The organism is Pseudomonas sp. MWU349 (assembly GCF_017947325.1).
Taxonomy (GTDB): domain Bacteria; phylum Pseudomonadota; class Gammaproteobacteria; order Pseudomonadales; family Pseudomonadaceae; genus Aquipseudomonas; species Aquipseudomonas protegens.
In genome coordinates, this window is the sequence record NZ_JAFEVP010000001.1 from 1,267,705 (window position 1) to 1,281,238 (window position 13,534).

Here is a 13,534-nt window from a genome sequence, read left to right on the forward strand (position 1 = left end):
TCTCCTAGCAGATGTCGATCAGGCCAGCAGCATGCCGCCGTCGACCAACAGGGTTTGGCCGAGCACATAACTGGCCAACGGCGAAGCAAGAAACACGGCCACGTTGGCCATGTCCTGAGGCGTGCCCAGGCGCCCTTGCGGAATGGCGCGCAGCGCACCTTCGAGGCGTTTTGGGTTGCTGGTCGTGACGCGTGTCAGTTTGGTTTCCACCAATCCAGGGGCAATCCCGTTGACCCGTATACCGTCACGGGCCCAGGCTTCCGCCAGGGTGCGAGTCAACCCGAACGCGCCGGTTTTCGAAGCGTTGTAGGCTGGGTTGCCGCGGGTCGAATGGAACGCGGCGGCCGAGCTGACGGTGATCATCGCCCCTTTTGCCTGCCGCAGCAGCGGATGAAATTTCTGCGCACACACCATCAGGCTGGTGAGGTTGACGTCGAGCACGTGCTTGAACCCCTCAGTGAAAAATTCCTGGCGGTCGTAGAGCACCGTACCTTGCGCCTGCACCAGCACATCCAGATGAGTGAAAGGCACAATGACGGCCTCGATCATTGCCGGGTCGGCGACATCGACCTGGGCGTAATGCAGCCCCTCAAGGTTGGAATCGGCTGAGTCGTGATAGGCCGCCGCCGAAGCGCGCGTGCCCCAGACATGCACCTCGGCGCCGCGCAGGCGAAAGCTCTGCGCGATGCCGTTGCCGATGCCGCTTGAACCGCCGATCACCAGCACGGTTTTGCCGCTGAAATCCAACTCGTACATGGGTATTCCTTGTGCTTGTCAATAAAGGATGCCGAGCAATGAGTACGTGCTTACAGCGCCACCAGCCCCGCCGAGGCCAGGCGCTGAAGCTCGTCGTCGGAAACGCCGAGGGTCTCCAACATCTGCCGCGTATGTTGGCCAAGGGCGGGTGGCGGACGCTGCAGCGACAGCGGCAAGTTGCCGAAGTCCCAGAACGCACCTATCTGTTGCAGATCGCCGTACACCGCATGGGCATAGTGGGCGTGCAGGCCGGCGGCAGCGTGTTCCGGGCTGTCGAGAAAAGTATCCATTTGCGCTTCCAGCACCGCCTGCGCAGGCACTTGCGCGGCAGCCAATGCATCGAGCGCCGCTTGCCGGGTACGATCTGTAAACCACGCTTGCGCCTGATCACCCGTCAGCATCTCGAAACGCCGTACCTCATCAGGCTGCAAGGCCGCCACCACCAGCCAGGCATCGCGGCAGCGGTACAGGCGATGCGCATCGCTCAGGCCGGTCTGTTGCGCATCCATGTGCTCGATGGGCGTCAGGCTGCCGTCTTCCAGCACCACCGCTTCACTCATCGACAGCAACGTGGCGCCCAACAGTGACGAGTTGACCATTTGCCCCATGCCGCTGCGATTACGTTCATACAACCCCAACAGCAAGGCGTAGAGCGACGACAGGCCAGCAAAAAAATCGCCGACGCCAAAGCGCAGCCACATTGGCGCTTGCCCTTCACCGCCCTGCTCGACTTCCCAGCCGCAGGACGCCTGCATCAGCTGGTCGAAGCCGGGCCAATCGGCACGCGGACCGCTCGGCCCATAGGCGCTGACGTGGCAATACACCAGCTGCGGGTTAAGCGTCTTGAGGTGTTCGTAGTCGACCTTGAGCTTGCGCGCCGCCGGGAGTCGCATGTTGTGGTGCACCACATCGGCCCACCGGGCCAACGCCTCGACGACGGGCTCGGTTTGCGAATCGCCCAGTTGCAGCGCGACGCCCAGCTTGCCACGCTGTGTACCGCTGAAGATCCGCTCCAGACGGCGCATCGCATCGCCCTTCGGCGCTTCGACCTTGACGACTTCAGCCCCCAGATCTGCCAACAACATGCAGGCAAACGGTCCGGCCAGATAAGCGCCCAGGTCCAGTACCTTCAGGCCGTGCAGCGGCGGCAGGGCCCCCAAGGTTGAACGGATCATCTGTGCATGAATCGGTGCATCCGCGCCCGACAACCCAACGTTCGCTTCGCCGGCCCGTGGTGCACCGGCGCCTACTCGCGCAGGTGGCTGCACCTGCCAGGCCGGGCCCGGTTGCAGGGTCTTGCCCAAGGTCACGTCGTCGACTTCAACCACATAGCCGTTCAGGCGCGCCTGCTCGTCAAAGTAGATATCGCCAAAGGCGCCGGCAATTTGTGCGGCGACATCGTGCTGCCAGAAATGCTCGACCCAGTCCTGCGCCGGTCGCGTGGCGATAATTGCCTTGTTGGCACCGAAATTAGGTGCCACATGGCTGGGTGGCCACAACGCGTTCAAGCGCGCTACTTCGGCTTCACCCAACTCACCGAGGGCCGCCGCCATCCACGGCGAGGCGTCCGGAGAGTAATGCACATGCAGCCAGCGGCCATCGGCGCATTGGTGCAACGGAATCGGGATATGTTTATCTAGGCCTTTGGCAAAGGCCGGTGTCGGCGTTTGCGCGCGGTTCCAATGCATGGTCATGGGCACCAGGGCTGCCTGGGCCAGGCTGGTGTGAGCAATGCCGCCGCAGCCATCACGGTCGCGCGCCAGCAACCGCGCCATCACCCCGACCACACATAACCAGCAGGCCAGCCAACTGGCGTAAGGCATACGCACGAATACCGGGCCGGGGCGATGTGCCGGTTGTTCGTCCAGCAAGCCCAGGCGCGCCAGGATCAGTGTTTCCCGAGAGAGGGCATTGGCCAGCGCATGCCGTTGCGGCCAGCCGCTGATGCCCGTGATCACCAGTCGAGGGAAGTCTGCACAGAGCTGTGCGTCGGCCAGCCCAAAAGCCTGTGCCATCGCAGGCGTAAAGTCGTGCAGCAGCACATCGGCATTGGCCAGCAGTAACTGCAACTGCTGACGGTCGTTCGCCTTTTCCAGGTCCAGGGTGACACTGCGCTTGCCACGATTAAGCACGGCAAACAGCGCCTGTTTATCTCGCGAGGGGTTATCGACTGGTTCCACCATCAGCACGTCCGCGCCGGCTTCACACAGTTGCAGACCGGCGGCGGAACCGGCGATACCGGAACACAAGCTGATGACGTGAATGCCTTCGAGGATTGCCTGGCTCATGCAGCACCTTTGGGTGTCTTGTTCTGCGTTTAGCGTTCTGCAGCGAAGCTGCACAACGCATCCATGGCGTTACCCTAAGTCATTACCAAACAATTCCATAGGGAGATTATCATTCCGAATATAGAATTATATAAAACATGAACACTAACCAAAAATTAGTTCATATAAGCCAAGGGTGACGCGATGATTCTGCGCATGGACCACTTCACCATCGTCTCCGACCAGCTGCAGGCGACCCGGGATTTCTATGTGGACGTCCTGGGTCTGGTCGAGGGGCCGCGCCCGCCCTTTTCGGTTCCCGGATTCTGGCTTTACGCTCAGGATCGACCCGTTCTGCATGTGGTGGGCGTGACACGGATGCCGCAACCCTGCCGTGGTGTCCTCGACCATATGGCCTTTCGTGCCCAGGGTTTGCAGAGAATGTGGGCGCACCTCGAGAAGCATCGCGTCGGCTTCAAGGTGATCCGCGCGCCCGGAGCCGAACGCACCTGGCAGCTGTTCATGCAGGACCCCAACGGGGTGGACGTGGAACTGGATTTCGACGCCAGCGAGGAGCCGCCCGCCAACTGGAAAGAGCGTCGGGGCAGCTAAATCAGCCCGGCGTAACTGCCGCCGTCGATCTGTAGATTTTGCCCGGTGATGTATCCGGCATGGGCCGAACAGAGAAACGCGCACGCGGCCGCCAGTTCGCTCGGCTGGCCAAAGCGTCGCGCCGCTATCGGCTTGAGCATTTCCAGCTGGGCCTGTTCGGCGCTGAGTTGGCGATGCCGGGCCAACTGCTCGGTCATGAAGCGCAAGCGATCAGTTTCAATTCGCTCCGGTAGCAGGTTGTTGATGGTCACGTTGTCCCGCGCCACCTCGATCGACAGGGCTTTGCAAAAAGCCGTCAGCCCTGCCCGCGCCGCCGTGGACAGTCCCAGGGGCAAGCGTGGCGACTTGACCATCGCCGAGGTGATATTGACGATGCGCCCGAAACCCCGTTCGCGCATACCGCCGACCACCGCCTGGATCAGCAGAATGGCGGAGAGCATGTTGGCTTCAATGGCCGCCAGCCAGGCCGCGTGATCCCAGTCTTCAAGCCGACCCGGCGCGGGGCCGCCGTTGTTGGTCACCAGAATGTCCACCATCGGGCACGCCGCCAGCAACGTCGCCCGCCCGGCCGGGTTGGACAGATCGGCCACCACCGTACGCGGCAACCGACCTGTGCTGTCGAGAATCTCCTGGGCGGTCTGCGCCAGGGTCTCGGCATCCCGGCCATTGATCAGCACCTCACAACCCTCCTGCGCCAACGCCAGCGCACAGGCTTTGCCCATCCCCCGAGAGGAGGCGCAGACCACCGCGGTGCGTCCGCCAATGCCCAGATCCATTGCAGCACTCCTCAGTCGTTCATGCCCAACAACGCACTAATGTCGCGACCGGGCTCAGCATCGCTGCCGTAGGCGAACTGGCCGTTGCGCTGGCGCTCAACCAGTTGCTCCATCTGGTAGCGGTAACGCGTGCCCGGCGTATCGAAACGCGAATGCAGGTCGCGACGTTCATCGGCCTCGAAATAGCGCTGGTTCTGCGGGCGCACCACCGAGTTGTCCTGGGGCTGGATGATGTAGTTGATGCGCGGCATCACATAACGAAACGGCGACGGCGCCGCGGTGGTATTGAACGTGACGTCACAGCGCGATCGGTGCTTGCCCACCGGCAGGAACGGTTGCAGGTTCGGCACGTCATAGCCGGGACGAAAGCGTGGATAGGAAATGCACACATTGCTGCGCAAATGAATGTGCAACACCGCACGAAAATCCTGGTACCGGGCACGCACGCCGCCCACCCATCGCATGATCGGCGCCACTGACTTCTGCGCCACGGTACGGGTGCGGGTGACCGTCTCCGAGGTCCATTCCACTTCCACCACATCCGACTCGGAAATGCCGTCGCCGATGGTGTTGGCATGAAGGAAATCGGCATGAGTCAGGTCAATCAAATTTTCCACCGAGAGCGCCGAGGTTGCATCGAACCGAACGGTGCGCTGGGTGTAGCCAGGAAGGCTGCCGTCTTGCGGCAGGAATGGGATATGCGGCAGCAACAACGGGTCGGCGGCCTCCGGGTTACCGTACCAGACCCAGATGTAACCGTAACGCTCGACCAGCGGATAGAACCCGCTGCCGCCGGTAAATGCGCTCAGCGCCAGTGCCGGGTCACGGGGGCGATCACGATGAAATTCAGCGGCAATCGCCTGCCCGTTTTCCAGCCACAGGTAGTAGGGCTGTGAATGGATGATGCGGCGGATTGGCCGCGTGCTCAGGTCACGGCTGTGGGACACCGGAAACCAGGTGTCACGCAGGTCATAGTTGATCGGTGTCCAGTCCGCCCGCGGTTTGCGCGCAAGGCTGTCACTTGAGGAAGGCACGGCATGCATGGTGGATTCTCCTGGACTCAGACGACGGGGCTGGCGGGTATCAAGTACGGTTGACGCAGGGCGCGCAGGTCGCGGGACGGCGCGTGCAAAAGCGCCGCGATAGCGACGCCATCGATCAGGCTCTTCACATGGAACGGCGCTTGTTTGCAGGCACGGGCGAAGCGCCAGCGCACCGGTGCTTTGGCCGGCACGTGCGCATGCACATAACCACGCCAGCACAGGCTGGTGGTGCCGCGGCGATTGGCACCGGTGGCGATCATCAGGGTAATGAGCGGCGTCTCCTCCTCGCTGAGCAGATCTACCCTGACACTGCCGCCATTCAGGGGGACGGCGGTGCGCACGATCAAGGGGTAATCCACGACGAACTGCGAAGGCAGAAACTGCGTACTCCATACCGCGCCGCGCTCGAGCACCAGGCGCCCGCGCTCGTTACGCAGATCGCCCAGGAAGAAATCGGTGAGGCGCACATGGCTGAAGCCGAGCAGGCACTCAGGGCCGTCAAGCATGGCTGCGAGGTACTGGTCGTGACTCATGTTAACGATGGTGGACCCGGTGAATTCGCGCCCGCACGGCAGGTAATCGTCGCTGGGCAGCTCCTTGGACGGTGCACCCTCGCCCAACCATACGTGAACGAATCCATTGGCTTCGCGCACCGCAAAGGCCCGTGCGGCGTAGCGCGACGGTACGCGTTCGTCAGCGTGCAGGTTGGGGATTTTTGTGCAACCACCGCTGGCGCCGTCGAAGGTCCAGCCGTGGTAACCGCATTGCAAGCCGGATTCCACGACGCGCCCCAGCGCCAACGGCACACGTCGATGGGGGCAACGGTCTTCGAGCGCGAACGCTTGGCCAGCCGCATTGCGGAACAGCACCAGTTCTTCGCCATCGTAGGCCACGGCCAACGGTGATTGGTCATTCACGGCTTCGGAAAGCGCCATGCCCCACCAGCCAGGAGTCGTCATCGGCTCGCCTCATTTTTGTTGTTTTTCGGGCAGCTGCAGGTATCGCGATTAGCGCAACGTTAGACGGTCAACGCCAAGAGGGCAACATTTAAATGAACATATATCAATTTAATGATCATATTTTAAACAAAAAAGGCCTCATGAAAGAGCCTTTAGTTGAGATATGAATGAGCATCGTCCGTTCTTATTATGATTTTTCGCGAAAAAACATTAGTGAACATTTTTCTGATTAATGATCAGTAAATTGCAAAAATGGCTAGCGAAAAATTCATAAGCCTCATTACTATGAGCTTGCTCAGTTCATTTCAGGCGCTCTGACGATGACTCGATCCACCCTCGCCTTTGTCCTTCATGACGTAGCCCGCTTGATGCGTAAACGCCTCGAACAGCGGGCTCGCGCAGTCGGCCTCACGCGCTCGCAATGGCAAGTGCTTGCCAAGCTGTCCGTGCATGAGGGCATTCATCAGAAAGGCCTAGCCGACCTGCTGGAAATAGAGTCGGTCACGTTGGTGCGCCTGCTGGACAAATTGCAGGAGCGCGGTTTGATCGAGCGGCGCAACCATCCCACCGACCGCCGTTTTACATTGCTGTTCCTCACCCCCACTGCCCACCCGCTACTGCAATTCATGCGCACCATAGGTGAACAGATCCGGGTGGAAACCATGACGGACTTCTCCGCTCAGCAGCACGATCAGCTGCTGAAGTACCTCGAACGGATGCGTGAACATTTATTGACGGCCTGCAGCCAGCCGGTGGATCAACCCATCGGTTGCGCGGCGCCTGAGGTGAAACATGGCTGAGTCCACCTTGCAGCGTCCGGCGGTGCATGCCGAAGCCCGGCCGATCGATCCACCGGAAAAACCTCAAACGCAGATGCCCGAGGCGCCAGTTCCTGACAGTTCCGTGCAGGGACCGCCTGACGCGGCACGGCAACGCTGGCGCAGCGGATTGTTTTTTCTGGCGCCGCTCGCCGTCGTGGCGAGTGCCGTCTGGTACGTATTGGGTGGCCAGGTGGTCAGCACCGACAACGCTTACATTCAGGCTGAACGGGTCGGTGTCTCCACTGATGTGGCTGGGATCGTGGCGGCCATCGAGGTGACTGACAACCAGGTCGTTCGCAAGGGCCAGGTGTTGTTTCGCCTGAAAGCCGAACCCTTCGAGATCGCCTTGGCCAGCGCCACCGCGCAACTGGAAAACGCACGCAACCAGATCCTCTACCTCAAGGCCAGCTACAACCAGTCGCTGGCCGAGATTGCCCAGGCGGAGGCCCGGTTGCCGTACTTCCAGATCCATCTCCAACGCCTGCAAAAGCTAGTCAGCGTGGCTGCCGTATCAAAAACCCTTTACGACGACGCCCGCCAGGACCTCGACAACACCCGCCAACAGGTGTCAGTCGCGAAAGCCCAGGCCGCCGCGGCATTGGCCCAACTGGGTGGGCGGCTGGACAGGCCTCTGGAGCAGCACCCGTCCTACCTGCTTGCGAAAGCGGCGCTCAATGAAGCCGAACGCAACCTGCGTAACACCGTGGTGACCGCGCCGTTCGATGGCGTGGTGACCAATGTTGACGCACTGCAAGTGGGCGCTTACCTGCAACCGCCGCAGCCGGGCTTCAGCCTGGTGTCCAGCGAACGCCTGTGGGTGGCCGCCTCACCGAAAGAAACCGAGCTGACCCACGCTCATTCTGGCCAGGGCGTCTCCATCGAGGTCGATACCTATCCCGGGGTCATCTGGCACGGCACCGTGGAAAGCATCAGCCCGGCCTCCAGCTCGAGCTTTTCGCTGCTGCCGGCGCAGAACACCACGGGCAACTGGGTCAAGGTCGTGCAACGTATTCCGTTGCGGATCCGTATCGACGATGCGGCCGGCAAACCGGCGCTGCGCCATGGCATGAGCGCCGTGGTAGAGATCGATACCGGAACCGCCCGCGGCCTGCCGAAACCGTTGAGCAACCTGTTCGCCCGCCATCATGAGTGAAGCATCCGGGCCGCTGCCACCCTCTCCGTTGCGTACGCTGATTACGCTTTGCGTGGTGCTGGCCGTGGTCATGCAAGCGCTGGATACCACCATCGCCAACGTCGCTCTGCCCTATATGCAAGGCAGCGTATCGGCCAGCGCCGATCAGATTAACTGGGTGCTGACCTCGTACATCGTCGCCACGGCGATCATGACGCCGCCCTCGGCATTCCTGGCCCGACGCTTCGGTCGCAAGCGCGTGTTGCTGTGGTCGATCTTTGGTTTTGTACTGGCGTCGGTGCTCTGCGGTATTGCCCGCTCCCTGGAAGAAATCATTCTGTTCCGCCTGCTGCAAGGGCTGGCAGGCGCAGCCCTGGTCCCGTTGTCGCAAGGCATTCTGCTGGATATCTACCCGCTGAAAGACCGTGGCTCAGCCGTGGCCCTGTTCGGCGTCTCGGTGATGGTCGGTCCGGTGCTGGGGCCGATGCTCGGCGGCTGGCTGACGGACCACCTCAGCTGGCGCTGGGTATTCTTCATCAACTTGCCGATCGGGTTGCTCGCCTTTATCGGCATGACCCGCTTCATTCGCGAAACTCCGGCCGATCGCAACGTGCGCCTTGATTGGCTGGGCTTTGGCTCGCTCAGCGTCGCCATCATGGCGATTCAATTGTTCCTCGACCGCGGGGAGCAACTGGGCTGGTTCGACTCCGGGGAAATCATCATCGAGGCCCTGGTCGCCGCTGTCGCTTCGTACATTTTCCTCGTCCACACCTTCACCCACGACAAGCCCTTTATCAGCCTTAAACTGTTCAAGGACCGCAACTACTCGGTAGCGGTCGTATTCATCTTCATCATTGGCATTACCTATCTGGCGTCGCTGGCGCTGATGACGCCTTACTTGCAAACCCTGATGGGCTACCCGGTGCTCACCGCGGGCCTGGTCATGGGCCCGCGCGGCCTGGGAACGATGCTGAGCATGTTCCTCGCCGGCAAGATCATGGGCAAAGTCGACATTCGCTGGATTTTGTTTTGTGGCCTGGCGCTGTCCGCGTGGTCGATGTACATGATGACCGGCTGGACGCCGGCGGTATCGATCGACACCATCATCTACGTGGGCTTCATCCAGGGCGCTAGCCTCGGCCTGCTGTTCGTCCCGCTGACCACCATCGCCTTCACCACCCTGCCCCCGCATCTACGCGGCGACGCCACGGGCCTGTACAACCTGTCACGCAACGTCGGCTCCAGCGTCGGCATCTCGATCGTGACGGTACTGCTGGCACAAAACACCCAGATCAACCATGCGGAAATCGGTGCCTATGTGACACCGTTCAACCGCCTATTCGATGCCTGGCCGGTGAGCGCCCAGCTCAACCCATCAAGCGCCAGCGGTCGTGCGGCGCTGGATGGCATGATCACCCTGCAGGCCAGCTGGATTGCCTACCTGGATGACTTCAAGCTGCTGATGCTGCTGTCCATCGGGATCATGCCGCTATTGCTGATATTCCGCACGCCGAAGAGCCAGGCAAGCCTCCCCGCTTAACGATCAGGTCTCGAAGCGAAACCGTCCCACTGCCAGACTCAGCTCGTCGGACAGTTCACGCAGCGAGACCACGGCTCTTGATACCTGATGGGTGATCGCATCACCTTCGCCCGCCATGCGTGAGATGTGTTCGACGTTTTCCACGATGCCGCGCCCGCCTTCGCTCTGCACGCTTACCGCGTCGGCGATCCGGTCCACCCCGCGCGTGGAGTCGCCGACCAGTTCCGTCGCCTGCTGCAGAGTGCTTTCCAGTTCACTGAGCAGTCGGCCGCTGTCGTCCAGAGCGACCGTGCCGGCGCGCAATGCTTCGTCGACCACCTCGGACTGGCTCTCCAGCTTCATCGTCAACTGATTGATCGAATTGGCGGCCAGCGCCGAGCGCTGCGCCAGGTTGCGCACCTCGTCAGCCACCACGCTGAAACCGCGTCCGCTCTCGCCGGCACGGGCCGCCTCGATCGCCGCGTTGAGCGCCAGCATGCTGGTCTGCGAGGAGAGGTCCTTGACCTGACCGATGCTGGCAGTGATTGCCGTGGTGCTTTCGACGAAGTCGCCCACCGAACCGCGGATGGCCGAGAAGGCAAGGCGCACGCTGTCGATTTTCTCGAGCAGCCGCGACAACGCCAGGTGCCCGTCTTCGGCCCCCCGCAAACTGGCCTCGGCACAGCTGCGCAGGCTTTCCGCATGGCTGGAGATCGTGGCAATCCCGTCGCTCATCTGCTCGATGGTCATCGACACCGCACCCACCGCTCCGGCTTGCGCCGTGGAACTTTCGGCCACCCGTGCAGAGGTGCCGACCAGTTCCTCTGCCGAGGCGCCGACCGATGCCGCAACGGCGGCGACCCGGCGCATGGCCTGCTGGAAGCTGTCAATGAGTTGGTTGAACGCCTGCGCCGTGTGCGCCACCTCGTCTCGCCCCATCACCCGCACCCGTCGGGTCAGGTCACCATCGCGCATCGCGATCGACGCCTGCTCAATTTCACGGATGGGCCGAATGATCTGCGCGCGCAACAACAGACTGGCGAGGACGGCCAGTGCACTGGCAATCAGCAACACCGTGACCAGCATCCGTGACACCTGCCGTTGCATGGCGCCCGCCTCGGCGAACGCAGCGGACGTCAGTTCCGCCTGAAGGCCCAGCAGGCGATTGAATTGCCCTTGCAACCCGTTGTTGTCGGCGCGCACCCGCCCGAGCAGAGAGGCGGCCTGGACTTGGTCGCTCAAGGCCGTGCGCTTGAATTCTTCCAGGCCTTCACCCACCACCGCGGCCTGATCCTGCACCGCGCGATAGAGCTCCTTTTCTTCCTCACCCAGACGTGTTTCGCGGGCCACCTTGTCGAGCCCGGCCCGCATGTCGTCGACGCTGGCCTGCATGTCCTCAAGGTACGACTCCAGTTCTTCGGCGGACGCCTGTCCGCTAGATTCAAGAATGCGTGAGCCGGTGGCATAGGCACCGACCATCGCGGCCTGGGAAGCAGACGACGTCTCCAGTACCTGGCGATATTGCTGGAAACGCAACTGGTCGATTTCTTCGATGACCGCCTGCTGCCTGGCCAGCCCGAAATAGGCCATACCTGAGACAACCAGCAGAGCGAGCACAAATAACGCCGGCAGCATCAGGAGCTTGGCGCCAATTGAGAAGCATTTGAGCAGTGACATGTAGGTTTCCATTCTTGTTTTTATAGGACGTGTCTGAGCGAGCAAGGAACCTGCTGCATTCTTTATACAGTATTTGATTCTTATATTAGAATATCAAGGTTTCTCCGGTCAGTCAGCACAGGCCACCTGGCCTTTGCTGAAATAGCCCTGCGTCCATTTGCCCTCTACAAGCCGCTCCCATCCCATCCCATCCCATCCCATCCCATCCCATCCCATGAGTCAGATGAGCTTTCCGATTTCGAGTGCGCCGGTAAGCGCAAGCAAAGACCAGCCATTCCAATGCCTGCTCCAGCGGTGTGAAGCCAACCTTTTGCTTGTTGGGTCAGGTAGATACGTAGAACCTGAACCAGCATGATGTGGCCCAGATGCTAAGCAACAATCGAATGGCCCAGAGACGGATTTGTGAGTTCATGTGCGATCCGTTGCAGGGCCCAGTTCAATACGCACGCCTGATCCGAGCCGCTCTGATGACCGCGACAGGTGGCAATCCGTTAAAAAGAAGCTGGGCCTCATCACCAAAGTCAAAACGCCCCCCATTCAGGAAAAATGTGCCAGCGGTGGCGCAACGTGCGATGCCGTGGCTGGCCTGCTGGTAAACCGTATCCGAATGGATCGCGGGCAACGGTCAGCTTGCCGATCCGACATTCAAGCCCGCGCAGCAAGCTGCCGACCCTGATCAAGCAGAACGCCTGTGGGCTCTATCAGCGCAACTGGCAGGGGGCGATGCCGTTTAACGCAAGTCAGGTCAAGCCTGCGCCACAGAGGGCCGGTGGCTGCACGTCCCTCCTCGCCTGGCGACTCGATAAAAGCCACTCACCCCGTCACCGCCTGATAAACAACCCGATGCGCCTCGGTGGGCAGTGGCACTTCCCACTTGAACAGCATGCGGCGGATATCATCGTTGCGCAGCGAGGTGTCGCGTTGCTGGTTGCGCCGCATGATCTCGCCCTCGGGGCGTTCCAGGTAGAGAATCTCCACTTGCGCGCCGTAGCCGTAGAGCAAGTCCAGGGTGCGGTTGCGCATCTGCGCCGACAGGTGCGTCGAGTTCCACACAAAGGGTTTGTGCTCTCGCAGCAAGGCCTTGGCCCGGTCGATGGCGTAATGCGCAGCGGCGCCTTCATTCTGTCCATGGCGCAGGCCCAGGGCCTGGCGGGCGTCGTCGAACGACACCACCGGCAGCTCCGGGTGATGCTGTGCGGTCCAGGTGTCCTTGCCGCTGGCCGGCAGGCCCGAGAGCATCACCACCGACGAACCCTGCGGCGCGTGCAACGGGTAGTCGGGATGTACCCGGGCGCCACGCAGGTACTGAATGCGTGTGTAGTCGTCGGCAAAGGCCCGCGGCCCGTACAGGCAGCCCTCCTCCTGCGCCAGTTCGCGCCACAGTTCGATGGCGTCCAGTACATCGGCCTTGCCGGCGTAGTTGCGGCCCTGCATATCGGCCTCGGCGACGGCGCAGAGCATCCACAGAGGCAGTTCCCAGGACAGTTTGTGCAACAGGAACTCGGGGCTGCGGCCGCTGCGATCACCCTGCAGGGCGAAAAACGGCACTTGGTGCACGGCGATGATGCGGCAGATCTGCTCGCGCAGCTCGAACGGCACACCGGCGCGCCACAACAGCAGCCGCGCATCCACCGCCCCCCGGCGTGAATGACCGGGCTGGCCGATACGCCCGGTATCCTTGTCGATCACCGTGGTGTCGGGCTTGGCGATGTCGTGCAACAGGGCCGCGAAGAACAGCACGAAGCGCTGCTCGGCGCTGGCCTGCTGGTAGGCGGGTTGGGCCAGTAATGCCTCGACCACCAGGCAGGTATGAATCCATACATCGCCCTCGGCGTGGTAGATCGGGTCCTGCGGTGTGTCGGCCAGGCGCGCCAGGGCCGGAATGGCCGACAGGCAGGCGGCGGTGTCCAGATCGCGCCCCGGCTCGGGGACCAGTTGGCGCAGTTGTTGAATATCCATTTCGGGATGCTCC

Annotated in this window: 11 protein-coding genes; 4 read left to right on the top strand and 7 right to left on the bottom strand. The window is 61.7% G+C overall.

Features of this window, described 5'->3' with window-relative positions; translation table 11 throughout:
• Positions 1-18: 18 nt before the first annotated feature.
• Complete coding sequence (locus tag KCG88_RS05550) at positions 19-756, bottom strand: SDR family oxidoreductase (RefSeq protein WP_210711920.1); 738 nt, start codon at positions 754-756, stop codon at positions 19-21.
• 50 nt (positions 757-806) lie between these two features.
• Entirely contained in the window at positions 807-3,044 is a 2,238-nt protein-coding gene (locus KCG88_RS05555; RefSeq protein WP_210711921.1) for a CoA transferase, read from the bottom strand.
• Between the two features lie 195 nt (positions 3,045-3,239).
• Here KCG88_RS05555 and KCG88_RS05560 point away from each other — a divergent pair, with 195 nt between their 5' ends.
• On the top strand, positions 3,240-3,635 hold the full coding sequence (locus tag KCG88_RS05560) for a VOC family protein (RefSeq protein ID WP_246882552.1): 396 nt from the start codon (positions 3,240-3,242) through the stop codon (positions 3,633-3,635).
• Here the strand turns inward: KCG88_RS05560 and KCG88_RS05565 are convergent.
• The 3 genes from KCG88_RS05565 to KCG88_RS05575 are packed head-to-tail and all read right to left on the bottom strand — an operon-like array spanning position 3,632 to position 6,413.
• Positions 3,632-4,411: an SDR family oxidoreductase gene (locus KCG88_RS05565; protein ID WP_047336780.1), complete on the bottom strand. Its 780-nt coding sequence runs from the start codon at positions 4,409-4,411 to the stop codon at positions 3,632-3,634. The genes KCG88_RS05560 and KCG88_RS05565 overlap by 4 nt on opposite strands.
• Before the next feature lie 11 nt (positions 4,412-4,422).
• Positions 4,423-5,454 carry an aromatic ring-hydroxylating dioxygenase subunit alpha gene (locus KCG88_RS05570; protein WP_210711922.1) on the bottom strand — a complete coding sequence of 344 codons (1,032 nt, stop codon included), beginning with the start codon at positions 5,452-5,454 and terminating at the stop codon, positions 4,423-4,425.
• A gap of 17 nt (positions 5,455-5,471) precedes the next feature.
• Positions 5,472-6,413 carry a Rieske 2Fe-2S domain-containing protein gene (locus KCG88_RS05575; RefSeq protein ID WP_210711923.1) on the bottom strand — a complete coding sequence of 314 codons (942 nt, stop codon included), beginning with the start codon at positions 6,411-6,413 and terminating at the stop codon, positions 5,472-5,474.
• 320 nt (positions 6,414-6,733) lie between these two features.
• Between KCG88_RS05575 and KCG88_RS05580 the strand changes: the two genes are divergently transcribed.
• Genes KCG88_RS05580 through KCG88_RS05590 form a run of 3 tightly spaced genes read left to right on the top strand, consistent with a single transcriptional unit; the run spans position 6,734 to position 9,906 of the window.
• Positions 6,734-7,213 (top strand): MarR family transcriptional regulator, encoded by a 480-nt coding sequence (locus tag KCG88_RS05580; protein WP_047336777.1) that lies wholly within the window; start codon positions 6,734-6,736, stop codon positions 7,211-7,213.
• Positions 7,206-8,387 (top strand): HlyD family secretion protein, encoded by a 1,182-nt coding sequence (locus tag KCG88_RS05585; RefSeq protein WP_047336776.1) that lies wholly within the window; start codon positions 7,206-7,208, stop codon positions 8,385-8,387. Before KCG88_RS05580 ends, KCG88_RS05585 begins: the two co-directional genes overlap by 8 nt.
• Positions 8,380-9,906, top strand: a complete 1,527-nt coding sequence (locus tag KCG88_RS05590) for a DHA2 family efflux MFS transporter permease subunit (RefSeq protein WP_210711924.1) — start codon at positions 8,380-8,382, stop codon at positions 9,904-9,906. Before KCG88_RS05585 ends, KCG88_RS05590 begins: the two co-directional genes overlap by 8 nt.
• 3 nt (positions 9,907-9,909) lie before the next feature.
• Here KCG88_RS05590 and KCG88_RS05595 read toward each other — a convergent pair whose 3' ends face one another.
• Entirely contained in the window at positions 9,910-11,562 is a 1,653-nt protein-coding gene (locus KCG88_RS05595; RefSeq protein WP_047336774.1) for a methyl-accepting chemotaxis protein, read from the bottom strand.
• 813 nt (positions 11,563-12,375) lie between these two features.
• The gene (locus tag KCG88_RS05600; protein WP_210711925.1) at positions 12,376-13,521 is read right to left on the bottom strand and encodes an AAA family ATPase; all 1,146 of its coding nucleotides are present in this window, start codon (positions 13,519-13,521) and stop codon (positions 12,376-12,378) included.
• Positions 13,522-13,534: the final 13 nt, after the last annotated feature.

What these genes read in the sequence shown, in the direction of transcription:
- KCG88_RS05590 (WP_210711924.1), top strand. Translation starts at nt 8,380, where the DNA reads ATGAGTGAAGCATCCGGGCCGCTGCCACCCTCTCCGTTGCGTACGCTG.
- KCG88_RS05550 (WP_210711920.1), bottom strand. Translation starts at nt 756, where the DNA reads ATGTACGAGTTGGATTTCAGCGGCAAAACCGTGCTGGTGATCGGCGGT.
- KCG88_RS05595 (WP_047336774.1), bottom strand. Translation starts at nt 11,562, where the DNA reads ATGTCACTGCTCAAATGCTTCTCAATTGGCGCCAAGCTCCTGATGCTG.
- KCG88_RS05555 (WP_210711921.1), bottom strand. Translation starts at nt 3,044, where the DNA reads ATGAGCCAGGCAATCCTCGAAGGCATTCACGTCATCAGCTTGTGTTCC.
- KCG88_RS05570 (WP_210711922.1), bottom strand. Translation starts at nt 5,454, where the DNA reads ATGCATGCCGTGCCTTCCTCAAGTGACAGCCTTGCGCGCAAACCGCGG.
- KCG88_RS05565 (WP_047336780.1), bottom strand. Translation starts at nt 4,411, where the DNA reads ATGGATCTGGGCATTGGCGGACGCACCGCGGTGGTCTGCGCCTCCTCT.
- KCG88_RS05600 (WP_210711925.1), bottom strand. Translation starts at nt 13,521, where the DNA reads ATGGATATTCAACAACTGCGCCAACTGGTCCCCGAGCCGGGGCGCGAT.
- KCG88_RS05580 (WP_047336777.1), top strand. Translation starts at nt 6,734, where the DNA reads ATGACTCGATCCACCCTCGCCTTTGTCCTTCATGACGTAGCCCGCTTG.
- KCG88_RS05560 (WP_246882552.1), top strand. Translation starts at nt 3,240, where the DNA reads ATGGACCACTTCACCATCGTCTCCGACCAGCTGCAGGCGACCCGGGAT.
- KCG88_RS05585 (WP_047336776.1), top strand. Translation starts at nt 7,206, where the DNA reads ATGGCTGAGTCCACCTTGCAGCGTCCGGCGGTGCATGCCGAAGCCCGG.
- KCG88_RS05575 (WP_210711923.1), bottom strand. Translation starts at nt 6,413, where the DNA reads ATGACGACTCCTGGCTGGTGGGGCATGGCGCTTTCCGAAGCCGTGAAT.